Raw genomic sequence first — 23,726 nt, 5'->3', positions numbered from 1 at the left:
TTCCTTTTATAAATTGGTTTCCCCTGTGGGATAACGCACAGTTACCTTATTTTCGTGACAATTAAGATGAAAAATAAGCTGATTTTGCTCAATGTGAGTTTGACAGCTCAGCCCCATAAACAGACGTTGTTGCTGATTATGTGCAATAGAAATGGCTTGTAAATCTTGATAAATTTTCACCGCACTTTGCCGTTGATAAGCGAGCCATTGATTAATGGACAGAAAAATACCACTAAATAGCGTTAAAGTCATCAGCAAAGCAAGCAAATTCATTCCTTGATATTTTAACGGCCTATAAAGACTCAAAATCATACCAGCTCCTTTTTGCTAAGCGCCAAAAGCGATATGCCTGAACCACGTCTTGCAGCGTTTGCTTGTTGTAAACCAATTTCACATTCTCCCCTTGATATAACTGTCCTTGCGTAATCACCGCACCGCGCAGTTCCCCTTTACCTGATAAGATTAAATCACCTTCGGCGACAACGACGGCATAAATATTGCCATTGATCTCCCAATGCTTTTCTTGCTCGGAAAACCAGTAGAGTGGATAGTTGCCAATATTCCCTTGCGATAAAAACCTTGCAAACAGCGGCGTGATCGCAGGATCAAAATAATGTGAAAATTCCCCCGCATTGATGCCGCGACTTGGCATTCTTTGAAATAGGCTCACTCGCTCACACCAAGCAAAATGGGAAGAAGAATCAGAAGTGCGGTGATTTTTCAGCGTATTTTTAAATTCAAGACGATAAACAGAATGGCTATAATCTAAAGGTAATTTTTCACATTCTTGATCCAAATTTTGTCTGCTGATTGGCAACAGTACGGCATCATTTTGTACATAAAATTTTTGCTGTGCGTTCATTGCGCGATAAAAATGCAGTTCCTCTTGGTTAAACCACATTGTAATCATCAAGAATGAGCTAAGCAGTAATAATAACGTCAGGGTAACCATACCTTTTTGCGCGTTCATTCTGTACCGCCTTGATTAAGCAAGGGAATCACTACTTGGCTTTCATATTCAATATGCGGTTGTTGCGTCAATTGCCCTTTTAAATATGCCGTAAGCAATACGGATTCTTTTAGCCATTGTAAAGAAAAATCCGTTATTGCTATTTTATGGTTATCAAATAAATCTACCCAACCGCCTCTCTCACAAGCGAGCTGTTGCAGGTAGCCTTGGCACTCTTCTTTTGCACATTTTTGCTTAACGGTATTTTTATAAGTCAAACGTGTTTCCAGCATTTTATGTTTTAAACGATAACCGAATAACTCACGCTCAATTTCTTTTGTCCGATTTTTGCCATTTTCACGACATAGCCCCTTGGTATAAGTGGAACCAATACAGCCTGAATTATCCAAATCATAGAAAAATAACACACAGCTATTCGGTTTTTCCCCTGCAGATTGGCTAAGTACTAAGCTTGTGCCTCGTTCATCTTGCTCAAACAAGGCGAAATTATCCACTTTACGTTTTTCAACTGCGGCACGAAATCCGGTTCGGCGTAAATCTTTGCTAATTAACTGCAACGTTCTTTCTATCTCTGCTTGTAAAAACAGACGCGCATTCATTTGCTGAATTTGCCATTGGCTATGTTGATAAAATTTCACTATGCCAATCAGTAATAAGCTGGATATTCCCAACGCTGACATTAAACCGAATAAACTTTGTCCTTTTAAATAGCCTTTCATCTAAGGTTCTCCGCAAGCACTGAGTGAATTTGCTGGTTTGAGTTTCAGACTACCCACATTAAAAAAAGAAAATAAGGTTTTAACCTGCCCAGCTTGCAATAAAAAACAATCAGATTGAATCGTATTACGGATACCGCTGATTCTTGCCATCTCTTGTGGAAAATAATGTTTACTGCTAATCATTGTTTTTGTTGGAAACAATGGTTGATAAATATTCGCCATTAGCTCTTCTGCACATAAGTGCGGCTGTAAACAATTGCATATTTTTTTACTTTTAACTTGTGCAACAATGCACCATTTCTGGCTTACTAACTCTCGATTTGCCACTAAAAACCATACTTGATTAGAATTTTCTACTCGCCGTTGAATCGTACGCAAAAATAAATATAAGCGTTGTTGTTCTTTGCCTAGCAGCCATTGCTCCTGGTGCTGTTGCCATACAGGTAAAGCCATAAGCAATAACAAACTAGAAATCAATAACACGATAAGCGATTCTAATAAGGTGAAACCTTTCATTTTATCCATAATAAAAACGCTGATTTTTTCAACCGCACTTTGTTTATCTTATATTTTTTCAACAATATTTCTTTGTAAGAATTGTTTTCGTTACATTGCTTTTAATGCACTAGGCAGAGCCTAACAAACACGGTGCTTTTTTAATAGGGAATGAGCAAATTTTTGGAATCAAGATCGCAAAAATAATGAGAAAATAAAATGAAGGATAAACGGTCTAATCAATAAAAAATAACAAAGCAAAAAATGATTTTTTAATTTAATAGGGAAATTAATGATTGGTGGGTCGTGAAGGATTCGAACCTTCGACCAACGGATTAAAAGTCCGCTGCTCTACCGACTGAGCTAACGACCCTAAGTATATTTAGACAGTTATATTTGATTGGTGGGTCGTGAAGGATTCGAACCTTCGACCAACGGATTAAAAGTCCGCTGCTCTACCGACTGAGCTAACGACCCTAAATATATTTAGGCAGTTACGTTTGATTGGTGGGTCGTGAAGGATTCGAACCTTCGACCAACGGATTAAAAGTCCGCTGCTCTACCGACTGAGCTAACGACCCTAAATATATTTAGGCAGTTACGTTTGATTGGTGGGTCGTGAAGGATTCGAACCTTCGACCAACGGATTAAAAGTCCGCTGCTCTACCGACTGAGCTAACGACCCGAATAGGTATCATTGCGTAACGGAGGCTTATAATACTGTTTTTATTTTAATAATCAATAAAAATTTTTAAATTTTTGTTTGTTTGAACGAATAACCAACAAATCGAAACAAAAGAGCTATAATGAATAGCAGAAAATAAAAAAGCCAAGCATAAGACTTGGCTTTTTTATTATAAATAATATTAGTATGCTAATACCGCACGACGGTTTTTCGCATAAGCTGCTTCAGTGTGGCCTAACTCAGCTGGTTTTTCTTCACCGTAAGAAACAGTTGAAACTTGACCTGCTTGAACACCTTTAGCAGATAAATAGTTTGCTACTGCGTCAGCACGACGTTGACCTAATGCAATGTTATACTCTGGTGTACCACGTTCGTCAGTATTACCTTCAACTAATACTTTAGATGCTGGAGTTGCTGTTAAGTATGCAGCATGAGCATCTAAAATTTGTTGATATTCGCCTTCAACATTGTATTTATCAAATGCGAAATAAACGGTGTTATAACGTTGTTGTAAATCCTGAACTGAGTAACCGCCAAAAGTTTGGGCAGTCGCTGAAGCGTCTACCGCACTTTCATTTTTTGAAGAGCTACAAGCCGCTAATACAGCTACGGAACCAGCAACAACTAATAATTTTGCAAAGTTTTTCATTAACTTTCTCCTAGTTTTTACTTAAATATGGGGACCAAGCTGGAAATTTAACTTGCCCATCACTTCCCGGTAGGCGTGCTTTAAAACGCCCATCAGCAGAAACCAATTGTAACACCTTTCCTAAGCCTTGTGTAGAGCTATAAATGATCATTATACCATTTGGTGAAATGCTAGGGCTTTCATCAAGAAATGTTGAGCTAAGCATTTCAGTTTGTCCAGTAGAAAGGTCTTTTTTCATAATATGATCTGCTGAGATCATAATTAATGTATTTCCATCAGCAGAAATTTGTCCACTATAGGTACGTCCTCCTGAGCTTAATAAGGTCGCGCCGCCACCATTTGCACTCATTTGATACACTTGTGGGGAACCGGCTCTATCAGAAGTAAAAATGATAGATTGTCCATCAGGTGACCACGCAGGTTCGGTGTTATTCCCTGAGCCACTCGTTAATTGTGAAACACTACCGCTGGCTAAATTCATCACATAGATATTTAAAACGCCATCTTTTGATGAAGCAAAGGCTAATCTTGAGCCATCTGGAGAAAACGCAGGAGCGCCATTATGTCCTTTAAATGAAGCTACTATACGGCGTGCACCTGAACGTAAATCTTGCACAACAAGCTGAGATTTACGGTTTTCAAAAGAAACATAAGCGAGCTTATTTCCATCGGGTGACCAAGCAGGCGACATCAATGGCTGTGAGCTTTGGGTAACAATAAATTGATTATGTCCATCATAATCGGCAACACGTACTTGATAAGGTTTAGAACCGCCATTTTTTTGTACAACATAAGCAATTTTGGTTCTAAATGCACCACGAATACCCGTCAGTTTTTCAAAGACTTCATCGCTTACAGTATGTGAGCCTAAACGAATTGCACTGGCTGGAACAGCATATTGATTTTGTGCTAATACAGCCCCGGCATTACCTGATGCGCCAATCGTATCAACAAGTTGATAAGCAATGCTATATCCATTGCCATTTGGTGTAACTTGCCCAACAACAATGGCATCAATGCCTAAAGATGACCACGCATCAGGAGTAACCTCTGAGGCAGAAGTGGGTTGTTGTGGCATTCTTGATGTTGGAATTGGATTGAATTTGCCACTGTTGCGTAAATCTGCTGAAATAATTTCAGCTACATCTGTTGGCATTGACCCAGAACCATTCCATTTGAATGGTACGACGGCGATAGGACGCGCCCCATCCACCCCTTCATCAATAACGATTCGGACTTCATCATCAGCAAGTGCTGTATTTGCTAATAATATCCATAACATCGTTAATAATTGTGTTATACGAATAATCATTTTCATTTAATTCACCTTAGGTTTAATTATTGACCTAGTCGCCGATCATTTTAGATCAAAATCAATGATTGGCGTTCTATATTTATTATAAATTGCATCTGATGGTGCAGCCGGCACTTTTCTAGTTCTCGCCACCGCACTCATTGCTGCAGAACAAATATCATCAGGACCTGAAATCCGTTGATAATTTGAAATAGTCCCATCACGCTCTAACTGGATCTTAATACGGCAGGTTTTACCGGCAAAACTCGGATCTTTTAAGAAACGGCGCTGAATTTCTTTCTTAATTACGCCTGCATAGCGATCGCCTGTCTTACCGCCATCACCAGCACCTAAACCCGCTCCATTACCTTGACTTCCTTTTTTATTGGCATTGCCACCAACTTTAGCACTGCCGCCACCAATATCACCGCCATTGATGAAGTCATCTAGTGCAGATTGTTGTGCGCGACGTTTATCTGCTTCCGCTTTGGCTTTTGCTTCTGCTTTAGCTTTATCTGCTTTTGCCTTAGCCTCCGCTTTTGCTTTAGCATCAGCGTCTGCTTTCGCTTTAGCCGCAGCATCAGCCTTTGCCTTTTCGGCTTTCGCTTTTTGCTCTGCATCTGCTTTTGCTTTAGCCTCAGCCGCCGCTTTTTCCGCTTTTAACTTTGCCTCTTTTTCGGCTTGTTCCTTCGCTTTTTTGACTTGCTCAGCGGCTTTTGCTTTTGCTTCTTCTTCCGCTTTTTTGGCTTGTGCCGCTAAACGTTTTGCTTCAGCTTCGGCCTTCAGCTTCGCTGCTTCCGCTTCTTGTTTCGCTTTAGCTTCTAGTTGCTTCTGCTTTTCTAATGCGATGCGTGCTTGTTCTTCGCGTTGTCTTTGTTGTTCAGCCAGCTGTTCTTGTTGCTTTTTCAGTTCAAGCTGTCTTTGACGCTCTTGCTCACGCTGTTTTTCAAGCTGCTTTTGGCGTTCCAATTCTTGCTGACGCTTTTGTTCTTCTAGTTGTGCTTGTTTTTGCTCTTGTGGATCAGGTTCTTTTTGCTGTGGTTGAGTGGGTTTATCCACTTGACCTTTTTTCTGTTGTTGCAAACGTCCCCATTCCTGTGCGGCAGATCCCGTATCGACCATAACAGCACTGATGACATCGCCATCACCTTCACCGCCCCCCATTATTTCCACTTTGTAATAAAGAGAGCCAAGAATTAACAAGCCAAATAGAATAATGTGCAGAATAATTGAAATGGCAAATGCACCAATTCCGTTATTTCGTTGATTATTACGCACAATAGACCTACTTACCTTAAATTGGGTTTGTCATTAATCCAACAGATTTTATGCCTGCTAGATGCAGTAAATTGAGTGCTTTAATCACTTCTTCATAAGGCACATCTTTCGCTCCGCCAACCAAGAACATTGTGTTGCTGTCTTTATCATATTCTTGTTTAGCCATTTGGGTAACCATTTCCTCTGTGAGGTTTTCACTGCGTTCGCCACCAATGGAAAGGCTATATTGCCCAATACCCGAGACTTCTAAAATAACGGGGACTTTATCCTCATTAGACACGGATTGACTTTCTACCGCATCAGGTAATTCCACTTGCACACTTTGTGAAATAATCGGCGCTGTTGCCATAAAAATAAGCAACAGCACTAATAACACATCTAAAAATGGCACTATATTGATTTCAGATTTTATATCACGACGTTTACGACGATAAGACATCATTGCCTCTAAAAACTTTACTAAAAATTACCGCACTTTGTGCGACAGACTATTGATGACGACCAAAAACTTGACGATGCAAGATGGTAGTAAATTCATCAATAAAGTTACCATAATTTTGCTCAAGTTTATTCACGCGTAAACTTAAACGGTTATACGCCATCACCGCAGGAATAGCAGCAAATAAACCAATTGCTGTTGCAATCAAGGCTTCGGCGATGCCCGGTGCGACCATTTGTAAAGTCGCTTGTTTTGCACCACTTAATGCCATAAAGGCGTGCATAATGCCCCAAACCGTGCCAAATAAGCCGATATATGGACTGATTGATGCGACGGTTGCCAAGAATGGAACACGTGTTTCCACATCTTCAATTTCACGGTTCATTGCTAAATTCATTGCACGGGTGCTACCTTGAATAATGGCTTCTGGCGCATCTGGATTCGCTTGTTTTAAGCGAGAAAACTCTTTAAACCCTACATAGAAAATTTGTTCACTGCCTGTTAGTCCATCGCGGCGATTAGATAATCCGTCATATAATTTATTTAATTCTTCACCAGACCAAAAGCGATCTTCAAAGGTTATTGAATCTTTTAACGCTTTTGTCAATATACGGCTACGTTGAATAATGATTGCCCAAGACATAATAGAAAATGCAATCAATATTACAATTACAATTTGAACCACAATACTGGCTTTTAAAAATAATTCCAAAAAGTTCAATTCACTGGTCATTTATCTCGCTCCAAGAAAGAGAATAAAAATAGGTGAGTGCCTATTTACACTTTAAATGCTGCTTTAATTTCCTGAGGAATCGCAGCGGGTTTCATTTTTGTGAGATCTACACACGCTACTTTGACTTCAGCGCTGCAAATCAGCACATCATTGCGTTTTATTTGCTGCAAAAACAAAATTGTTGCGCCTTTAATCGCACTTACTTCTGTTTCCACTGTTAATAAATCATCTAGCTTTGCAGCAAGACGATAATCAATCTGCATTGTTTTGACAACAAAGGCTAAATTATGTTCCTCAAGCAATGTCTGTTGAGAAAACCCTAATGCACGTAGATAATCGGTTCTGGCTCGCTCAAAAAAATGCAGATAGCGAGCGTGATAAACAACACCACCAGCATCGGTATCTTCATAATAAACGCGTACGGGTAAAGAAAATCTTTGCATATATGGTCAAACCTGAGTTTGTTTAATCGTTCTTTTTTAATACAGAAAATTGCGCGTATTGTAGAGAGCTTAATCAGGATTAGCAAGAAATAAAGTGCGGTGCAAATTAAAAAGATTTTTACTTTATTTGTTAATATAAGAAAAATTTGGCAAAAAAACACCGCACTTTAATTAATGAGAGAAAGCTGGCAAAAGGAAATTGTAGATTAAAGCAACAATTCCGACGATATAACCAATATAAGGAAAAAATAAAAGTTTCCAAATGGTCGCCCGAATTTCAAACCCAATGCCGTGAATCCATAAAATAACCGTTGCCCACAAAATAAATATTACCCAAATAGGTGCTGTCGTTCTTAATTGTGTGACAAATGCATTAATATTAAAGAAAAAACAGAGGGTTAATGCGATAGCCAAGATCAACGAAAGGGCTCGCCAAGAGCCCTTATTTACTAAATGATACGCTTTATTAATCATTGACTTACTCGTCAAATTTACCTGTTTTTTCAATGCCAATTGTGATCACTGCACTTAGCATTATGGCAAACAAGACACCCACTACCCATAAAACATAAAACATAATTTCGCTCCTTAGTATAATGAGTTTTTGTTGTCTTCGATGAAATCACTGTCCAAACGACCAAACATTTTGATATATGACCAAATGGTATAAGACAATAAGATCACCACAAACACTAATGCAAGACCAAACATTAAGGTTAAGGTTAATTCGCTTGATGTGGAATCCCACATTAATAGGCTCATATCAGGGTGAGAGCTTGATGGCATCACAAATGGGAACATTGCTACACCACAAGTTAAGATCACACCAGCCATAGTTAATGATGAGAATAAGAAGGCAAATCCACAACGGTTTGCTTTCGATGCCAATACATTTAATAATGCGCCACCTACTGCTAGCGCAGGGAAGATGAACAATACTGGAGCATCAAAATAATTTTTAAACCAAGCACTTGCTTCAACCGCAACCTGTTTATTCAATGGCGATGATGGGGCATTGTGATCAATCACACTGGTTACCACATAGCCATCTTTAAAGTACAACCATACCCCTGCTAACACAAAGGTAATTAAGGTTACCATTGCACCCACTTGGGTAATCACTCTTGCACGCTCACGCAATTCAGAAGTGGTTTTTAATTGTAACCACGCCCCACCTTGGGTAATAAGCATTGACAAGCTGATTAAACCACAAAGTAATGCAAATGGGTTTAATAATTCAAAGAATGATCCAGTGTAGAAAATTTGTTGCATATCATTGAAGTAGAATGGTACGCCTTGCAACAAGTTACCAAAAGCCACACCAAATACAACGGATGGCACAAATCCACCAATGAATAAGCCCCAATCCCAAGCCTTACGCCATACAGGATTATCAATTTTCGCACGATATTCTAATCCAACTGGGCGGAAGAATAATGCGGCTAATACTAAAATCATTGCAATAAAGAAACCAGAAAATGAGGTTGCATAAACAATTGGCCAAGCCGCAAACATTGCGCCGCCAGCAGTTAATAACCACACTTGGTTTCCGTCCCAGTGGGGAGCGATTGAGTTGATCATAATACGTTTTTCCACTTCTTTTTTACCCGCAAAAGGAAGAAGGGTTAAAACGCCCATATCAAATCCATCGGTTACTACGAAACCAATCAGTAATACACCAACGAGAACCCACCAAGCAAAACGTAGAAATTCGTAATCAATCATAGTTAGGCTCCTGCTTATTTAGATGATTGTTCAAAATAGTAACGACCTGTTTTTAATGCACTCGGACCAAGACGAGCATATTTAAACATTAAATACATTTCTACTACTAAGAAGATTGTGTAAAGTGCGCAAATTAAACCAATTGAGAACCAAAGATCGCCTTTAGTCAAATTAGAGGCCGCTACACCAACTGGTAACATATCATAAACTGCCCAAGGCTGACGACCGTATTCCGCTAAAAACCACCCACTTTCAATTGCAAACCACGGTAATGGAAGTCCCCATAATATGGCTTTTAACAATAATGGGCTACGGCCAACGGTTTTACGTACGTTTTGTACGACAGCAGCAAGCATTAGAAGGAGAATTAAACCACCTGATGCCATCATTACACGGAATGACCAGAACGTTGGCCCAACTTTTGGCACTGTATCTGCAACAGCTTGTTTGATTTGTTCTTCTGTCGCATCAACCACTTTATCTGTATAACGTTTTAACAATAAGCCATAGCCTAAATCATTACGTACAGCATTGAATTGTGCTTTGGTTTCTTCATTAACTTGGCCTGTCGCCTTTTTCTCTGCTCTTAATTTCTCAAGTAAATCATAAGCAATCATACCTTGGCGTACACGTTGTTCATTTTTCTCAACGATGTCATTGATCCCTGCAAAGGTTTTATCAAAAGAGCGGGTTACGATAATTCCAGCAGCATAAGGAATTTGTAAGGCAAAATCATTGCGTTTTTCAGCTTGGTTTGGAATAACAATTGCATTCCAACTTGCTGGAGCCGGTTCAGTATGCCATTCCCCTTCCATCGCAGCTAATTTCATTGGTTGTTTTTGACCAATTTCATAACCAGATTCATCACCCATAATTAACACCGACACAACGGCAATCATACCGAATACCGATGCGACAGAGAAAGAACGCTTCGCAAAGCCAATATCACGACCTTTTAAGATGTAATAGGCACTAATAGCTAACACAAAGAATGCACCAGATACATAGCCAGCTGATAAAGTATGTAAGAATTTACTTTGTGCAACAGGGTTCAACCAAAGTTCCATAAAGCTGGTCATTTCCATTCGCATTGTTTCAAAATTAAATTCTGAACCAATAGGAGATTGCATCCAACCATTTGCTACTAAGATCCACATTGCAGAGAGGTTAGACCCAAAGGCAACACAGTAAGTTGCAAGTAAATGCTTACCTTTTGATAAACGATCCCAACCAAAGAAAAATAATCCGACAAACGTGGATTCTAAGAAGAAGGCTAAGAGTGCTTCAATTGCCAATGGCGCACCAAAAATGTCGCCTACATAGTGGGAATAATATGACCAGTTAGTCCCAAACTGGAATTCCATTGTAATACCAGTTGTTACCCCAAGAGCAAAGTTAATACCAAATAACTTACCCCAGAATTTTGTCATATCTTTGTAAACTTCTTTGCCTGTTGCCACGTATAAGGTTTCCATTATTACCAGAACAAAAGATAAACCTAACGTTAATGGCACAAACAAAAAGTGATATAACGCAGTTAAAGCAAACTGCAATCTAGAGAGTTCAACAACGTCTAACATCTCAACTCCTTGTAAATGCTACAAGTTCTTCATTAATGATTACTTTGTAACCACCCCAATTTCTTAAAGGATTGCCCTTAAGCTCAATTAATTGAATTATCTTCAACATTAACTATCCAGATAACTCAAGATCGGTATGTATTCTACTACTAAAAGTGTGGATAAAAAATAGCAAATAATGTAACACCGATCACATTTTTTAGATTTACATCAAAAATAAACCCATAGAAAGTATGCGTTTTTTTGACAGGGTTCAAATTATAGTTTCTCTTAACATTTTTACAACAAGAATTGTGCGTTGCCTCGCAAAATAGAATAAAAAACGATGAATAACTAGACTTTACTCCCAGATTTTGCTAACTTTCGCAAAGCTCATTTTTTATTATATGTTTACAGATTTGAAAATAAGGGAGTTTTAATGAAAATAATGAAGGGAATGATGTTGGTAGCAACACTGGCTGTAACCGCATTGATGAGCGTTTCAATTTCAGCAGCGCCACAACAAACAGAAAAAAATATCCTCCCTCAGCAATGCGCTAAACTCTTCAAAGAAACAGAAAACCTCATTGCTGAAGCGGAAAAACAACCGGGTACACACACTCAGTTGAATAAAATTAAGAGTAAACTAAATCAAAGTAAAAAGCAGATCCTTGAAATGGAACTTGCAACCCAAATGAAAAGTTGTGATGCGGCACTAGCGAGACTTGCCTCTAAACAACAAAATACACTTTAATAACATTAATAATTAAAAAGGCTTGTTACAAAACAAGCCTTTTATGTTATCTCAGATAGCCGTTTATTCTTCCTGCAAAACCACTTTGCCAATATAGCCCAAATTCCGATAACGTTGTGCATAATCAATGCCATAGCCCACAACAAACTCATCAGGAATAGTGAACCCCACCCAATCTACTGGCACTTCCACTTCACGGCGTGAAGGTTTATCCAATAGCGTACAGATACGTAATGACGCAGGATCACGCAGTTTTAGCATTTCACGCACTTTTTGCAGGGTGTAACCGGTATCAATAATATCTTCTACAACGAGAACCTGTTCGTTACGAATATCGCCATCAAGATCCTTGCTAATTTTCACATCGTGATTGGTTGTCATTCCACTACCATAGCTTGTCGTGGTCATAAATTCTACTTCCACAGGTAAATCAATTTCACGTACCAAATCAGCCATAAACATAAATGAGCCACGTAGCAAACCAACCACAATCAACTTTTCCACTTGTTGCTGATGGTAATATTGAGTAATCTCGCGCCCCAATTCACCAATTCTAGTACGCACATCTTGTTCCGAAATCATCACATCTACATAGTGTTTTTTCATTATTAATTTACCTTTAAGCCCCCAATGGCACAAATGATCGAGTTAAAAACGGCTAAATTGTAGCAAAAAAAAGGCCGAGATATAAGTCTCAGCCTTTTAAATACCCTAACGAATTTACTTTCTACTCTACTTGTTTGGAGCATCTTAAAAATGAATGATCATTTTTAATAACAATACTTAACAAACAGAGGCATTTTAACAAACTAAAAAACAATGTCAATAGGAATAATTCTCATTTGTAAATTAATTTCCTGATACTTTCATTCTTTCTAACAAAATCGACCCTGTTTGAATATTAGAGCGGTGTTCCACATCATCTGCCACTGCGATAATTTGCTTAAACATTTCAGGGAGCAAGCCAGCAATAGTAATTTCTGCCACAGGATACTGAATTTCCCCCTTTTCAACCCAAAAACCTGATGCGCCACGAGAGTAATCACCCGTGACTAAATTTACCCCTTGCCCCATTAAATCCGTAACAAGTAAACCTGTTCCCATTTCTTTCAAGAGTGCAGGTAAACCACCTTGCAAATTCGGAGTTACTTGCCAATTATGAATACCGCCAGCGTGTCCTGTACTTTGCATACCAAGTTTTCGTCCACTGTAACTGGTTAATAAATAAGTTTGCAAAATACCTTGCTCAATGATTTCCCTATCTCGGGTTCGCACCCCCTCACTATCAAAAGGAGAGGAGGCCAATTTACCGATTAAATGTGGGCGCTCACTAATGTGAAACCAATCTGGCAAAATAGGTTTTCCTAAAGCATCTAACAAAAAGCTCGCTTTGCGATATAAACTGCCACCACTAATCGCCGCCGTTAAATGGCTAATCAGCCCTGTGGCGACATCATTTAGAAAGATCACTGGCACTTCTTGAGTCGCAATTTTTTGCGGATTGAGGCGCGATAAGGCTTTTTTCGCCGCATTTTCACCCACCCAAGCGGGATTTTCTAATTTATCGGGGTAACGCGAAACCGTATATTCGTAATCACGCTCAAGCTGATCATTGTTAGCGGCGATCATTGAACAAGAAAGGGAATAACGGCTAGACAAATAGCTTTGTAACATTCCATAACTATTACCATAAACTCGCACACCTGTATGAGAATTAAAAGCAGCGCCTTCACTATTTACAATGCGTTCATCATAATCTAACGCCGTTTTTTCCACCTGTAACGCTAACGCAGCCGCCTGATCCACATCAATTTCAGCAGGATGATAAAGAGATAAATCTGGTGCCTCAAACGCCATTAAATCGCGATCAGCCAAACCGGCACAATCATCAGGTGAGGTATATTTCGCAATGGCAAGTGCTGCCTCCACGGCATTTTTTATTGCCACAGGGCTTAAATCCGAAGTGGAAGCATTGCCTTTTTGTTGTCCTAAATAAACCGAAATGCCCAATGCGCCATCATTATTAAATTCCACATTTTCAATTTCTTGCAAACGCGTGGAAACAGAAAGCCCATTCACTTTGGTCACAGCAACTTCAGCACTAGCCCCAGCTTTTGTTGCAATATCAATGGCATAACTTACAGCCTCGCGTAATTCTTGCTCTTGCTGTTTTAAAAGTGCGGTGGAATTTTGTTGCATTTTTTTAACCTCTTATCAAAATTTGCCGTATTTTATCCCATTTTCCCTTATCTCGCTAATTTAGACAAAATTATGCTACACTAACGGCTATTTAATGCATTTCGATTTAGGAAACCCTTATGGCAAAACGTAAGAAAGAACAATTTGATTGGGAAGATGACGAACAAGAAGAGATTATTTGGGTAAGTAAAAGTGAAATAAAACGCGACGCAGAAGCGTTAAAACAGCTTGGTGAAAAATTAGTTAATCTGACTAAAACAAACTTGGAAAAAATACCACTGGAAGAAAATATTCTTGATGCGATTGAACTTGCCCAACGTTTACAAAAAGAAGCCAAGCGTCGCCAATTACAATATATTGGCAAACTGCTACGCCAGATTGATACCACGGCTATTCAAGAAGCGTTGGATAAAATAGAAAATAAGCACAACCATCAACAAGCCTTACTGCACAAATTAGAATTATTGCGTGATGAACTTATCATCAAAGGGGATGAGGTATTAGGCGACTTACTGAATGATTATCCTAATGCAGATCGCCAGCATTTGCGTAACTTAATCCGTACAGCCCAAAAAGAAAAAGCACAAAACAAACCACCAAAAGCCTATCGTGAACTCTTTCAATACTTAAAAGAATTAGCGATTGAGGAATAATTTCGAATATCTCAATAAAAATGGCACGTTAATGTGCCATTTTAGTTTCGGATGTTACTTACCTATTTCTTCGGCGCTTGCATAAAGCGGAAGAAGTCGCTGTCTGGTTTGAGAATCAGCATATTGTTTGATTCTGCAAAACTTTTTTCGTAGGCTTTCATACTACGCACAAAGCTGTAAAATTCAGGTTCTTGTGCGAAAGCATCAGCATATAATTTAGCGGCTGTCGCATCGCCATTGCCTCGTAATTCTTGTGCTGTTTTATTGGCTGTGGCTAAAATAACGGTAACTTTACGATCTACATCAGCCTGAATAAAGGCAGCTTTTTCTTTACCTTGTGAACGATGCTCACGAGCCACTGCATCACGCTCCGCACGCATACGTTGGTAAATTGAGGAAGACACTTCATCAGGTAGATTGATTTGTTTTACCCGCACATCTACTACTTCGATACCTAATTCTGAGGTGCTATCTTGCCCTGTATTCAAGGCTTTGCGTGCGCCAACCATTAATTCGCCGCGTGTGCCTGATACAATGTCTTTAATGGTGCGTGAACCCACTTCAGAACGTAAACGGTCATTCACTTTACGGCGTAGTAAATTAGAGGCTTGTGTATAATCCCCGCCACCTGTTGCTGTGAAGAAACGGCCGAAATCACTGATTCGCCATTTCACATAAGAATCCACTAAAAGATCTTTTTTCTCAACGGTAACAAAGCGATCTGGCGCACCATCAAGGGTGCGAATGCGGGCATCTAACACTTTCATTGAATCAATAAAGGGGATTTTGAAATGTAAACCCGGTTCATAGACAACCACTTTATTGTCTGAATCACGATGAACCTTGCCGAAACGCAACATAATACCACGCGTGCCTTCATCAACAATCACAAGGCTAGAATAAATCACCGCGAGCAATACCAGTAAAACAGGGGTTAAAATCTTACGCATTAGTTAAATCTCCCTTGGCGGTTTTCAGATGATTGTTGATCGTTCTCACTGTTGGAAAAACGGCGAGTATCGGAATAAATTTCCTGATTTTTCACCGCACTTTGTGAATTTGATGAATTAGGTGCGGTGCTTTTTTCGCTATTTTTTTGCGATAAAATTTTATCCAACGGTAACACACTTAAATTATTGCTGTTACTATCTAGCAAGACTTTCGGTGTGTTTGCCATCACTTTTTCCATTGTTTGAATATATAATCGATCACGCAATAATTGCGGTGCTGCTTTAAATTCAGGTAAGAGACGTTGGAAACGTTCTACTTCCCCTTGCGCATTTAACACCACTTGATCTTTATAGGCAGTAGCTTCTTCGATAATACGTTGCGCATTACCACGTGCGATAGGCTCTTGCTCACGGGCATAAGCTTCAGCTTCACGAATGTAGCGCTGTTCATCTTCTTGTGCTTTAATCGCATCATCAAACGCCGCTTTGACTTCTTCTGGCGGACGGGCTGATTGGAAGTTTACATCAAGCACTTCTAGTCCCATATCATAAGGCTGAATAATTCCATTCAAGGCTTTCCAAGTGTCTTCACGTACAATTGAACGCCCTGTGGTTAAAATATCATCCATTGACATATGTCCGATCACATAACGCAAGGCACTGTCGGTAGCTTGGTTTAAGCTATCGTCAGCATTGGTCACGCTGAATAAATATTTCGCTGGATCACTCACACGATATTGTACGGTCATTTCTACTTTCACCATATTTTCATCGCGGGTAAGCATTGCACCTTGAGTTTTCAATTCTTTCACTTGTTCTACATTGACAGGAATGACTTTATCCACGAAAGTCGGTCTCCAGTTCAAACCCGGTTGGACGATTTTTTCCAATTCGCCAAAGCGTAGCACAACACCTCGTTCCGCTTCTTTCACGGTATAAAACCCACTCACGCCCCAAACAATCACCCCAATTACTGCGGCAATAGGTAATAATTTACCTAAGCCAAAAGAGGCACCTTTACCGCCGTGATGGTTACCACCATTTTGACCACCGCCAAGTTTTTTCAATAAATTACTAAAGACTTCTTCAAGGTCAGGTGGGGATTGCTCTTGCTTATTGCGCTTATCCCATTGGTCATTCGGATTGGCTTTGTTATCCGATTGATTTGGGTTATTCCCCGGTTTTCCCCAAGGATCTTGATCTGAACCATTTAAGGACATTTTTTTCTCCATTTGTCAAAAAATTGTTATCAGTCTAAACAAAATATATCGTGAAGTCTAGGGCGGATTGCCCCCCTTTTCTCATTCCCTTTCCTTTCAAAAATCCGTTAAAGTGGGGTTTACTTTATAGCCAATTTTTTGCTTTAATTCGATTTGTTTCAACCCTTTGTCATTCCAATAAAAATAATGCGCGGCGGCAAGCGTTTCATTAGCAAAAGCGGACAAATAAAAGGGCAATTCTTGCGTGAATATGGCTTCCCCTTGTGGGCAATGCGCAGAAAATAATTGCAAATCATCTGCTTGGTGATCCACTTCAGACAATTTTACAATGCCAACCCCTTGAGATTTCAGCAGTGCTTCGCGCAAACACCAAATGCGATAAAAGGCGTTTTTTTTATCAGGCTGTTTGGCAAACCATTGCTGTTCTTGTTCTGAGGCAAAATAGCCAAGCAAGGCAGCATAATCTCGGGCTTTTTGCGGAAATTCAATATCAATTCCTACCGCACTTTGCTTTTGGCTTGCTTTTTCATTCACGCTTAGCATCACCGCCACCCAATCTCCCGAATGGCTAATATTAAAATCAATCGTGGGGTCAGGAAAATAAGGACGCAGGCTTTGGCTGTAAGCAATCTGAGATAAAAGTGCGGTGGAAATTTTTGCTGTTTTTAATAACTCCCATAATAAAAAATGCGCCACCCAACGGCAACGATAACGTTGCAGCAAACGCGGTTGTTCAGGCGGTGTTTGACGCAATTTTGGCGTGAGTAATGCTGTTGGAATTTGCTCGAAAGGATAAGACTGATGAATATTTCCCCACGCAATAAAAATGCTCATTGATGCTCCTTGTTACGCAGGGAAAGAAAATTAATGCTGAAAACGTGCTAAACGCGCACGGCAGAATTGCGCTTGTTTCTCGGCAGAAAGTTGAGTAAATGCTTTGCGATATTGCGCAAAATCTTGTTGCAATGCCTGCAAGGTTTCCGCAGGTAACGTGGAAGTGGCAACATTCTCATCTAAAATATTGAAATAGGTTTGGCAACTGTTCACTAATTTATCCGATTGACTGATATTCAATACTGAACTACACGCAGATAGCAATAAGCTGATAACGACAATAAATTTTTTCATACCATTCCTTTTTATAAGTCAAAAAATAAGCGTTGCCGCATTTGAGACAACGCTTCTATTCTAACCGAATTTATTTAGATAACAACTCATTTACACGTTTAATGAATGCTGTTGGGTTTTCTAATGAACCACGTTCAGCAAACATCGCTTGCTCAAGCAGTAACTCAATCCAGTTTGCAAATTGTTCTTCATCTGCCATATCAGCCACTTTTTTCACTAAATGATGATCTGGATTTAACTCGAACGTATATTTCACTTCAGGTACAGGCTGACCACTCATTGCAAACAATTTTGCCATTTGGGTAGTCATTTGATCATTGTCCGTTGATACCACAGCAGGGGTATCTGTTAAACGATGGGTTAAACGCACCGCTTTTACGCGATCTCCTAATAAGGTGGTTACTCGTTCAATAAAAGACCCAAAGGCTTGATCTTGGGCTTTTTGCTCTTCCTGTTCTTGGTCAGCCAAATCACCTAAATCGAGATCGGATTTTGTGATTGGTTGCAATGGTTTGCCATCAAATTCAGTGAGATAGCTAAGCATCCATTCATCAATACGATCAGAAAGCAATAAGACTTCAATGCCTTTCTTATTAAATAGCTCTAAGTGCGGGCTATTTTTCGCAGCAATATAGCTATCTGCGGTGATGTAGTAAATGGCTGTTTGCCCTTCTTTCATTCGTGAAACATAATCATCTAAAGAAACGGTTTGCTCGTTGCTATCATTATGTGTTGAAGCAAAGCGATATAAGCGTGCAATTTGCTCACGATTAGCAAAATCTTCTGCAACCCCTTCTTTTAAGACCAAACCAAATTCTTTCCAGAATTGTAAATATTGCTCTGGGTTGTCTTTTGCTAATTTTTCTAGCATTTGTAATGAACGCTTGGTGAGCGCTTTACGTAAGGCGGCGGTAACTTTGTTATCTTGCAAAATTTCGCGAGATACGTTAAGCGGTAAATCATTGCTGTCAATTAAACCACGCATAAAACGCAGATAGTTCGGCATAAATTGTTCCGCATCGTCCATAATAAATACACGTTGCACATAGAGCTTCAAGCCTTGTTTATGATCACGGTTGAACAGATCCCAAGGCGCTTTAGATGGCACGTAAAGCAGGCTCGTATATTCTTGATTGCCTTCCACTTTATTGTGCGTCCATAAAAGCGGATCAGCAAAGTCGTGGCTTAAATGCTTATAAAATTCCTTATATTCCTCATCAGAAATATCGCCTTTTGCACGCGTCCAAAGTGCTTGCGCTTTGTTAATTTTTTCCCATTTTACGCCCGTTTCTTTGCCTTCATCGTCATATTCTTGCGTTAAAATTTCTACTGGCAAGCCGATATGATCGGAATATTTGCTGATGATTTCACGCAAACGCCACGCATTGGCAAACCCTTTATCTTCCTCGCGTAAGTGTAAAGTAATCTCGGTGCCACGATCTTTTTTCTCAATATTTTCAACGGTATATTCACCTTCACCAGTGGATTCCCACAACACGCCTTGATCGGCAGGCACGCCCGCGGCACGGGTTTTCACCGTAACTTTATCCGCCACAATAAAGGCCGAATAGAAGCCCACACCAAACTGTCCAATAAGCTGACTATCTTTAGCTTGATCTGCACCAAGGGCGCTCAAAAATTCTTTCGTACCTGATTTGGCAATTGTGCCTAAATGGTCGATAACTTGCTCGCGTGTCATCCCAATGCCGTTATCGCTAATGGTGATCGTGCCTTTTTCCTCATTAAAGCTGATACGTACTTTTAAATCACCCTCGCCCTCATACAGTTCAGGGGCAGAAAGGGCTTTAAAGCGCAACTTGTCCGCTGCATCAGAAGCATTTGAAATTAGCTCACGTAAAAAGATTTCTTTATTGGAATAAAGTGAGTGGATCATTAATTGAAGCAATTGTTTAACTTCAGACTGAAATCCACGGGTTTCTTGATTTTTGTTCATATTGTATCCTCTCTTTTTAATGGGATCTTATATAAGAATAAATGAAGGAATTTCAATGGGCGAGGTTTTATTCGATGAAAGTTTAAGCATTTCTACACAATAAAAATGCGGTGAAAAACCACCGCACTTTTTTATTATGAAATCAATTATCTAATCACAATTTCTGCGATGACATAACCAACCATACAAGCGACAACCACGCCAATTAAGCCCGGCATCATAAAGCTGTGATTGAAATAGTATTTACCAATTTTGGTTGTTCCTGTTACGTCAAAGTTCACGGTTGCAATATCTGACGGATAATTTGGAATGAAGAAATAACCGTAAGTTGCTGGCATTAAACCAACCAGTAGCGGTGCTGGTAAGCCTAAACCAATACCAACAGGCAACATCATTACTGCCGTAGCGGCTTGACTGTTAATCACAACAGAAACAGCAAACAAGGCGAAAGCAAATGTCCAGGGGTAGGCTTTTACCATTTCAGTAATGCCCGCTTTAAATTGTGGCATAGCATACTGGAAATATGTATCACTCATCCACGCAATCCCAAAAATCGCAATTGCCGCAACCATTCCTGATTTAAATACCACACCATTAGGCACAATTTGCGGGTTAGTTTTTGTCACTAAGAGAATAATCCCACCGAAACATAGCATCATCATTTGAATAATGATAGACATTGAAATGGCTTTTGTCCCCTCGCCAATAGTACGTACTTCTGGGAACATTGCGATACAAACAATCACAATAAGTGAAAGAATGAAAAGATAAACAGACTGTTTCGCTGCGGGTGGTAATTCTTCATTCAATGTGGTGCTTGTTGTATTTAAAATACGTTCACGCCAAATAGGATCTTGTAAACGGCGTTGATATTCTGGATCTTGTTCTAATTCTTTACCACGACGCATACTATATAACGCAAGTGCAATCGTACCGGCAAACGTAGCAGGAACAGTAACACAAATAATATCCAATAAACTAATATGCTCAAATCCCGGTAATTCCGTAATTTTACCTAGATAATATACCACTGCCGCAGAAAGTGGGCTTGATGTAATCGCTAACTGAGAGGCAACAGAGGCTGCAGCCATTGGTCTTTCTGGACGAATTTTATTTTTTAGCGCAACATCACCAATAATTGGCATAATAGAATACACAGAATGGCCTGTACCAAGCATAAAGGTCATCAAATAAGTGACGATTGGCCCAAGTAGCGTAACGCGCTTAGGGTTATTACGCAAAATCCGCTCTGCCACTTGTAACATAAATTTTAACCCACCCGCGGCTTCTAATACGGAAGCACAAGTAACAACTGCTAAGATAATTAGCATTACACTGATAGGCGCTTTCCCTACGGGCATTCGTAATACAAAAACCTCAATGGCAAGACCTATTCCTGAAACAACACCAAGACCAATCCCGCCATAACGGCTACCGATATAAAGCATTAAAAGTAGAAATAAAAATTCTAAATAAAGCATAGTGTATCCCTAAAATGAGTTATAAAAAATTCTACTCACAATAATACTTTATTTACTATTTTCTACAATATGGGAAGAGAAATTATTTAATGAAAAGGCTATCTAAATCAAATTTTACAGAAAAGAGAAAAAATTAAGGCGGTCTAAAAACCGCCTTAACTATAATTATTGATTGTTTTGAACGTAATCAATTGCAGATTGAACTGTCGTAATTTTTTCTGCTTCTTCATCAGGAATTTCAATATCAAATTCTTCTTCTAAAGCCATTACTAATTCAACAGTATCTAAAGAATCCGCACCTAAATCTTCAACGAATGAAGCTTCTGGTTTTACATCTTCTTCTTTAACACCTAATTGTTCAACAATGATTTTTTTTACGCGTTCTTCAATGCTCATTTGCTTTTTCCTATTTATAGTTAGCCATAAAATAATGGTTTTATAGTGTATTTATTTTTTGCTAAGTTGCAACCTCTTTTTACAAGGTCAAACCACAAATTCTTAATGAAAATACACTTGTTAAAATACGTTAGCTTACTCTGCTAACGCAACAGCCAACGTAAATAATTTACATCGCTACCAATGATTCTAGCATTAAGGCTAGTTTTTGGCTATGTTTTCATTCGATAAATTGCGTTAAATTCAAGATAGATCAAACAAATTTAATGGAATACCTCCACGAAATGTTTCTATCTTAAGCCATATACATACCGCCATTAACGTGTAATGTGGTTCCTGTAATATAGCCAGCATCATCAGAGGCTAAGAAAGCCACTGCTTTGGCAATATCTTTTGGCTCGCCTAAACGCCCAGCCGGTACGTTAGCTAAAGTCGCTGCTTTTTGTTCTTCGGTTAACGCATCGGTCATATCTGTTGCAATAAAGCCGGGCGCAACAACATTAACCGTAATACCACGGGAAGCCACTTCTTTTGCTAATGCTTTACTAAAGCCGATAAGCCCCGCTTTTGCAGCGCAATAATTTGATTGTCCAGGGTTACCCATTGAACCAACCACAGAACCGATAGTAATAATACGCCCAAAACGTTTTTTCATCATTGAGCGTAGCATCGCCTTAGAAAGATGGAATACAGAAGTAAGGTTAGTTTGTAAAATATCAAACCATTCTTCTTCTTTCATTCTCATTAATAGGTTATCACGGGTGATCCCTGCGTTATTAACCAGAATATCAATATCACCAAAGTCTGCTTTAATTTTCGCTAATACATCTTCAATAGATTGCTGATCTGCAACATTTAAAACTAAACCTTTACCTTTCTCACCTAAGTAAGCTGAAATACTTTCCGCTCCTTTTTCAGAGGTCGCTGTACCAATCACAAAAGCCCCTTTAGCACTTAACTCTTCGGCAATTGCACGACCAATGCCACGGGTTGCTCCTGTTACTAACGCAATTTTACCTTGCATAATGTTTCTCCTAATTTTTAGGCTTCAGTTAATAAAGTGTGCGCCTTTTCTAATGAGGCAAGATCATTTACCGCAACAGCCGTTAATTCTTTCACAATACGACTCGTTAGTCCTGTTAATACTTTATTCGGTCCGATTTCAAGTAATACTTCAATACCATTCTGCGCCATTGCTTCTACGCTTTCAGTCCAACGTACAGGGCTATATAGCTGGCGAACAAGTGCGGTGCGAATTTCGTGACTTTTTTCTTCTGCTTTTACATCAACATTGTTAATCACCGCAATTTCAGGGGCTTTGATAGCAATGCTTTCTAAAGAGACCGCTAATTGATCAGCTGCTGGTTTCATTAATGCACAATGGGATGGTACGCTTACTGCAAGTGGTAAAGCACGTTTTGCGCCCGCTTCTTTACAAGCCGCTGCGGCTCGTTCTACTGCAGCTTTTGCACCGGCAATTACCACTTGTCCCGGTGAATTAAAGTTCACCGCTGAAACCACTTCACCCTGCTCTGCCTCTTTACAGGCTTTAATGATCGATTCATTATCTAATCCAATAATGGCATACATTGCCCCAGTTCCCTCTGGCACGGCTTGCTGCATTAATTTTCCACGTAACTCAACTAATTGGATAGCATCTTGAAAATCAATTACGCCAGCACAGACTAAGGCTGAATATTCACCTAAGCTATGCCCCGCCATAACAGCAGGCACTAACTGTGGATATTGCTGTTGCCATACTCGATAAATTGCAACAGATGCCGCTAAAAGAGCGGGTTGAGTTTGCCACGTTTTATTTAATTCTTCAGCGGGTCCTTGCTGGACTAATTGCCATAAATCATAGCCAAGTACCTCTGAAGCTTGCTTAAAGGTTTGTTCTACAACAGGAAATTGCTCAGCTAATTCCGCTAACATTCCCACTGTTTGTGATCCTTGTCCGGGGAAAACCATTGCAAATTTTTTCATTCTTATATCCTATTTT

27 protein-coding genes and 4 tRNA genes are annotated in these 23,726 nt (G+C 39.5%); 2 read left to right on the top strand and 29 right to left on the bottom strand.

All coding sequences use genetic code 11. The annotated features are described in order from the left end of the window. Nucleotides 1-6: 6 nt before the first annotated feature. From L4F91_RS01995 to L4F91_RS01910, 18 genes are all read right to left on the bottom strand, one after another. Nucleotides 7-312 (bottom strand): DUF5374 domain-containing protein, encoded by a 306-nt coding sequence (locus L4F91_RS01995; RefSeq protein ID WP_250350881.1) that lies wholly within the window; start codon nt 310-312, stop codon nt 7-9. Beyond that, nucleotides 293-970 carry a DUF2572 family protein gene (locus L4F91_RS01990; protein WP_250350882.1) on the bottom strand — a complete coding sequence of 226 codons (678 nt, stop codon included), beginning with the start codon at nt 968-970 and terminating at the stop codon, nt 293-295. Before L4F91_RS01990 ends, L4F91_RS01995 begins: the two co-directional genes overlap by 20 nt. After that, nucleotides 967-1,689, bottom strand: a complete 723-nt coding sequence (locus L4F91_RS01985) for a type II secretion system protein J (protein ID WP_250350883.1) — start codon at nt 1,687-1,689, stop codon at nt 967-969. Before L4F91_RS01985 ends, L4F91_RS01990 begins: the two co-directional genes overlap by 4 nt. After that, nucleotides 1,690-2,214 (bottom strand): prepilin-type N-terminal cleavage/methylation domain-containing protein, encoded by a 525-nt coding sequence (locus L4F91_RS01980; RefSeq protein ID WP_250350884.1) that lies wholly within the window; start codon nt 2,212-2,214, stop codon nt 1,690-1,692. 267 nt (nt 2,215-2,481) lie between these two features. Continuing rightward, nucleotides 2,482-2,557 (bottom strand) — tRNA-Lys (locus L4F91_RS01975). A gap of 28 nt (nt 2,558-2,585) precedes the next feature. Then, nucleotides 2,586-2,661, bottom strand: a tRNA-Lys gene (locus L4F91_RS01970). Between the two features lie 28 nt (nt 2,662-2,689). After that, nucleotides 2,690-2,765, bottom strand: a tRNA-Lys gene (locus tag L4F91_RS01965). A gap of 28 nt (nt 2,766-2,793) precedes the next feature. After that, a tRNA-Lys gene (locus tag L4F91_RS01960) sits at nt 2,794-2,869 on the bottom strand. A 181-nt stretch (nt 2,870-3,050) separates the two neighbouring features. Then, nucleotides 3,051-3,518: a peptidoglycan-associated lipoprotein Pal gene (gene pal, locus L4F91_RS01955; protein WP_395896994.1), complete on the bottom strand. Its 468-nt coding sequence runs from the start codon at nt 3,516-3,518 to the stop codon at nt 3,051-3,053. A gap of 10 nt (nt 3,519-3,528) precedes the next feature. Beyond that, nucleotides 3,529-4,836 (bottom strand): Tol-Pal system beta propeller repeat protein TolB, encoded by a 1,308-nt coding sequence (gene tolB / locus L4F91_RS01950; protein ID WP_395896992.1) that lies wholly within the window; start codon nt 4,834-4,836, stop codon nt 3,529-3,531. A 39-nt stretch (nt 4,837-4,875) separates the two neighbouring features. Next, entirely contained in the window at nt 4,876-6,090 is a 1,215-nt protein-coding gene (tolA, locus tag L4F91_RS01945; protein WP_395896990.1) for a cell envelope integrity protein TolA, read from the bottom strand. A 16-nt stretch (nt 6,091-6,106) separates the two neighbouring features. Continuing rightward, the gene (gene tolR, locus L4F91_RS01940) at nt 6,107-6,529 is read right to left on the bottom strand and encodes a colicin uptake protein TolR (protein WP_250351601.1); all 423 of its coding nucleotides are present in this window, start codon (nt 6,527-6,529) and stop codon (nt 6,107-6,109) included. Nucleotides 6,530-6,578: 49 nt separating this feature from the next. Continuing rightward, nucleotides 6,579-7,262 (bottom strand): protein TolQ, encoded by a 684-nt coding sequence (gene tolQ, locus L4F91_RS01935; protein ID WP_395896988.1) that lies wholly within the window; start codon nt 7,260-7,262, stop codon nt 6,579-6,581. 44 nt (nt 7,263-7,306) lie between these two features. After that, nucleotides 7,307-7,705, bottom strand: a complete 399-nt coding sequence (ybgC, locus tag L4F91_RS01930; RefSeq protein WP_250350889.1) for a tol-pal system-associated acyl-CoA thioesterase — start codon at nt 7,703-7,705, stop codon at nt 7,307-7,309. A gap of 171 nt (nt 7,706-7,876) precedes the next feature. Next, complete coding sequence (gene ybgE, locus L4F91_RS01925; RefSeq protein ID WP_250350890.1) at nt 7,877-8,179, bottom strand: cyd operon protein YbgE; 303 nt, start codon at nt 8,177-8,179, stop codon at nt 7,877-7,879. Nucleotides 8,180-8,183: 4 nt separating this feature from the next. After that, entirely contained in the window at nt 8,184-8,282 is a 99-nt protein-coding gene (locus L4F91_RS01920; RefSeq protein ID WP_103853713.1) for a cytochrome bd oxidase small subunit, CydX/CbdX family, read from the bottom strand. An 11-nt stretch (nt 8,283-8,293) separates the two neighbouring features. Beyond that, nucleotides 8,294-9,430 (bottom strand): cytochrome d ubiquinol oxidase subunit II, encoded by a 1,137-nt coding sequence (cydB, locus tag L4F91_RS01915; RefSeq protein WP_250350891.1) that lies wholly within the window; start codon nt 9,428-9,430, stop codon nt 8,294-8,296. A gap of 14 nt (nt 9,431-9,444) precedes the next feature. Beyond that, nucleotides 9,445-11,010 carry a cytochrome ubiquinol oxidase subunit I gene (locus L4F91_RS01910; protein WP_250350892.1) on the bottom strand — a complete coding sequence of 522 codons (1,566 nt, stop codon included), beginning with the start codon at nt 11,008-11,010 and terminating at the stop codon, nt 9,445-9,447. Nucleotides 11,011-11,437: 427 nt separating this feature from the next. Here L4F91_RS01910 and L4F91_RS01905 point away from each other — a divergent pair, with 427 nt between their 5' ends. After that, nucleotides 11,438-11,743, top strand: coding sequence for a DUF5339 domain-containing protein (locus tag L4F91_RS01905; RefSeq protein WP_250351602.1), 306 nt, complete (start codon nt 11,438-11,440; stop codon nt 11,741-11,743). Between the two features lie 63 nt (nt 11,744-11,806). On the opposite strand, the gene hpt is transcribed toward L4F91_RS01905, so the two are convergent. Further along, on the bottom strand, nt 11,807-12,349 hold the full coding sequence (hpt, locus tag L4F91_RS01900; RefSeq protein ID WP_250350893.1) for a hypoxanthine phosphoribosyltransferase: 543 nt from the start codon (nt 12,347-12,349) through the stop codon (nt 11,807-11,809). A 243-nt stretch (nt 12,350-12,592) separates the two neighbouring features. Further along, nucleotides 12,593-13,942 carry a metalloprotease PmbA gene (pmbA, locus tag L4F91_RS01895; protein ID WP_395896984.1) on the bottom strand — a complete coding sequence of 450 codons (1,350 nt, stop codon included), beginning with the start codon at nt 13,940-13,942 and terminating at the stop codon, nt 12,593-12,595. Between the two features lie 119 nt (nt 13,943-14,061). Between pmbA and yjgA the strand changes: the two genes are divergently transcribed. After that, nucleotides 14,062-14,595, top strand: coding sequence for a ribosome biogenesis factor YjgA (gene yjgA, locus L4F91_RS01890; protein WP_250350895.1), 534 nt, complete (start codon nt 14,062-14,064; stop codon nt 14,593-14,595). A gap of 62 nt (nt 14,596-14,657) precedes the next feature. On the opposite strand, the gene hflC is transcribed toward yjgA, so the two are convergent. From hflC to fabD, 9 genes are all read right to left on the bottom strand, one after another. Beyond that, nucleotides 14,658-15,545: a protease modulator HflC gene (gene hflC, locus L4F91_RS01885; RefSeq protein WP_250350896.1), complete on the bottom strand. Its 888-nt coding sequence runs from the start codon at nt 15,543-15,545 to the stop codon at nt 14,658-14,660. Next, nucleotides 15,545-16,777 (bottom strand): FtsH protease activity modulator HflK, encoded by a 1,233-nt coding sequence (gene hflK / locus L4F91_RS01880; RefSeq protein WP_395896981.1) that lies wholly within the window; start codon nt 16,775-16,777, stop codon nt 15,545-15,547. The genes hflC and hflK overlap by 1 nt, the downstream gene beginning before the upstream one ends. Nucleotides 16,778-16,861: 84 nt before the next feature. Next, a complete protein-coding gene (locus L4F91_RS01875; protein WP_395896979.1) occupies nt 16,862-17,599 on the bottom strand; it encodes a 4'-phosphopantetheinyl transferase family protein in 738 nt (245 codons plus the stop codon). 30 nt (nt 17,600-17,629) lie between these two features. After that, the gene (locus L4F91_RS01870; RefSeq protein WP_250350899.1) at nt 17,630-17,893 is read right to left on the bottom strand and encodes a DUF5339 family protein; all 264 of its coding nucleotides are present in this window, start codon (nt 17,891-17,893) and stop codon (nt 17,630-17,632) included. Nucleotides 17,894-17,963: 70 nt separating this feature from the next. Further along, nucleotides 17,964-19,847: a molecular chaperone HtpG gene (htpG, locus tag L4F91_RS01865; RefSeq protein ID WP_395896976.1), complete on the bottom strand. Its 1,884-nt coding sequence runs from the start codon at nt 19,845-19,847 to the stop codon at nt 17,964-17,966. A 146-nt stretch (nt 19,848-19,993) separates the two neighbouring features. Further along, nucleotides 19,994-21,328 (bottom strand): anaerobic C4-dicarboxylate transporter, encoded by a 1,335-nt coding sequence (locus tag L4F91_RS01860; RefSeq protein ID WP_250364120.1) that lies wholly within the window; start codon nt 21,326-21,328, stop codon nt 19,994-19,996. Nucleotides 21,329-21,493: 165 nt separating this feature from the next. Then, on the bottom strand, nt 21,494-21,724 hold the full coding sequence (gene acpP / locus L4F91_RS01855) for an acyl carrier protein (protein WP_005544465.1): 231 nt from the start codon (nt 21,722-21,724) through the stop codon (nt 21,494-21,496). A gap of 295 nt (nt 21,725-22,019) precedes the next feature. Then, complete coding sequence (gene fabG, locus L4F91_RS01850) at nt 22,020-22,748, bottom strand: 3-oxoacyl-ACP reductase FabG (RefSeq protein WP_250364119.1); 729 nt, start codon at nt 22,746-22,748, stop codon at nt 22,020-22,022. Nucleotides 22,749-22,765: 17 nt separating this feature from the next. After that, complete coding sequence (gene fabD / locus L4F91_RS01845) at nt 22,766-23,710, bottom strand: ACP S-malonyltransferase (RefSeq protein ID WP_250364118.1); 945 nt, start codon at nt 23,708-23,710, stop codon at nt 22,766-22,768. Between the last annotated feature and the right edge of the window lie 16 nt (nt 23,711-23,726).

The organism is Avibacterium sp. 20-126 (assembly GCF_044358625.1).
In the GTDB taxonomy this organism is placed as follows: Bacteria; Pseudomonadota; Gammaproteobacteria; order Enterobacterales; family Pasteurellaceae; genus Avibacterium.
The sequence above is the reverse complement of the archived record's forward strand: the minus strand, read 5'-3'. Positions and strand labels throughout refer to the sequence as shown.

What these genes read in the sequence shown, in the direction of transcription:
- L4F91_RS01995 (WP_250350881.1), bottom strand. Translation starts at nt 312, where the DNA reads ATGATTTTGAGTCTTTATAGGCCGTTAAAATATCAAGGAATGAATTTG.
- L4F91_RS01990 (WP_250350882.1), bottom strand. Translation starts at nt 970, where the DNA reads ATGAACGCGCAAAAAGGTATGGTTACCCTGACGTTATTATTACTGCTT.
- L4F91_RS01985 (WP_250350883.1), bottom strand. Translation starts at nt 1,689, where the DNA reads ATGAAAGGCTATTTAAAAGGACAAAGTTTATTCGGTTTAATGTCAGCG.
- L4F91_RS01980 (WP_250350884.1), bottom strand. Translation starts at nt 2,214, where the DNA reads ATGGATAAAATGAAAGGTTTCACCTTATTAGAATCGCTTATCGTGTTA.
- pal (WP_395896994.1), bottom strand. Translation starts at nt 3,518, where the DNA reads ATGAAAAACTTTGCAAAATTATTAGTTGTTGCTGGTTCCGTAGCTGTA.
- tolB (WP_395896992.1), bottom strand. Translation starts at nt 4,836, where the DNA reads ATGAAAATGATTATTCGTATAACACAATTATTAACGATGTTATGGATA.
- tolR (WP_250351601.1), bottom strand. Translation starts at nt 6,529, where the DNA reads ATGTCTTATCGTCGTAAACGTCGTGATATAAAATCTGAAATCAATATA.
- tolQ (WP_395896988.1), bottom strand. Translation starts at nt 7,262, where the DNA reads ATGACCAGTGAATTGAACTTTTTGGAATTATTTTTAAAAGCCAGTATT.
- ybgC (WP_250350889.1), bottom strand. Translation starts at nt 7,705, where the DNA reads ATGCAAAGATTTTCTTTACCCGTACGCGTTTATTATGAAGATACCGAT.
- ybgE (WP_250350890.1), bottom strand. Translation starts at nt 8,179, where the DNA reads ATGATTAATAAAGCGTATCATTTAGTAAATAAGGGCTCTTGGCGAGCC.
- L4F91_RS01920 (WP_103853713.1), bottom strand. Translation starts at nt 8,282, where the DNA reads ATGTTTTATGTTTTATGGGTAGTGGGTGTCTTGTTTGCCATAATGCTA.
- cydB (WP_250350891.1), bottom strand. Translation starts at nt 9,430, where the DNA reads ATGATTGATTACGAATTTCTACGTTTTGCTTGGTGGGTTCTCGTTGGT.
- L4F91_RS01910 (WP_250350892.1), bottom strand. Translation starts at nt 11,010, where the DNA reads ATGTTAGACGTTGTTGAACTCTCTAGATTGCAGTTTGCTTTAACTGCG.
- L4F91_RS01905 (WP_250351602.1), top strand. Translation starts at nt 11,438, where the DNA reads ATGAAGGGAATGATGTTGGTAGCAACACTGGCTGTAACCGCATTGATG.
- hpt (WP_250350893.1), bottom strand. Translation starts at nt 12,349, where the DNA reads ATGAAAAAACACTATGTAGATGTGATGATTTCGGAACAAGATGTGCGT.
- pmbA (WP_395896984.1), bottom strand. Translation starts at nt 13,942, where the DNA reads ATGCAACAAAATTCCACCGCACTTTTAAAACAGCAAGAGCAAGAATTA.
- yjgA (WP_250350895.1), top strand. Translation starts at nt 14,062, where the DNA reads ATGGCAAAACGTAAGAAAGAACAATTTGATTGGGAAGATGACGAACAA.
- hflC (WP_250350896.1), bottom strand. Translation starts at nt 15,545, where the DNA reads ATGCGTAAGATTTTAACCCCTGTTTTACTGGTATTGCTCGCGGTGATT.
- hflK (WP_395896981.1), bottom strand. Translation starts at nt 16,777, where the DNA reads ATGGAGAAAAAAATGTCCTTAAATGGTTCAGATCAAGATCCTTGGGGA.
- L4F91_RS01875 (WP_395896979.1), bottom strand. Translation starts at nt 17,599, where the DNA reads ATGAGCATTTTTATTGCGTGGGGAAATATTCATCAGTCTTATCCTTTC.
- L4F91_RS01870 (WP_250350899.1), bottom strand. Translation starts at nt 17,893, where the DNA reads ATGAAAAAATTTATTGTCGTTATCAGCTTATTGCTATCTGCGTGTAGT.
- htpG (WP_395896976.1), bottom strand. Translation starts at nt 19,847, where the DNA reads ATGAACAAAAATCAAGAAACCCGTGGATTTCAGTCTGAAGTTAAACAA.
- L4F91_RS01860 (WP_250364120.1), bottom strand. Translation starts at nt 21,328, where the DNA reads ATGCTTTATTTAGAATTTTTATTTCTACTTTTAATGCTTTATATCGGT.
- acpP (WP_005544465.1), bottom strand. Translation starts at nt 21,724, where the DNA reads ATGAGCATTGAAGAACGCGTAAAAAAAATCATTGTTGAACAATTAGGT.
- fabG (WP_250364119.1), bottom strand. Translation starts at nt 22,748, where the DNA reads ATGCAAGGTAAAATTGCGTTAGTAACAGGAGCAACCCGTGGCATTGGT.
- fabD (WP_250364118.1), bottom strand. Translation starts at nt 23,710, where the DNA reads ATGAAAAAATTTGCAATGGTTTTCCCCGGACAAGGATCACAAACAGTG.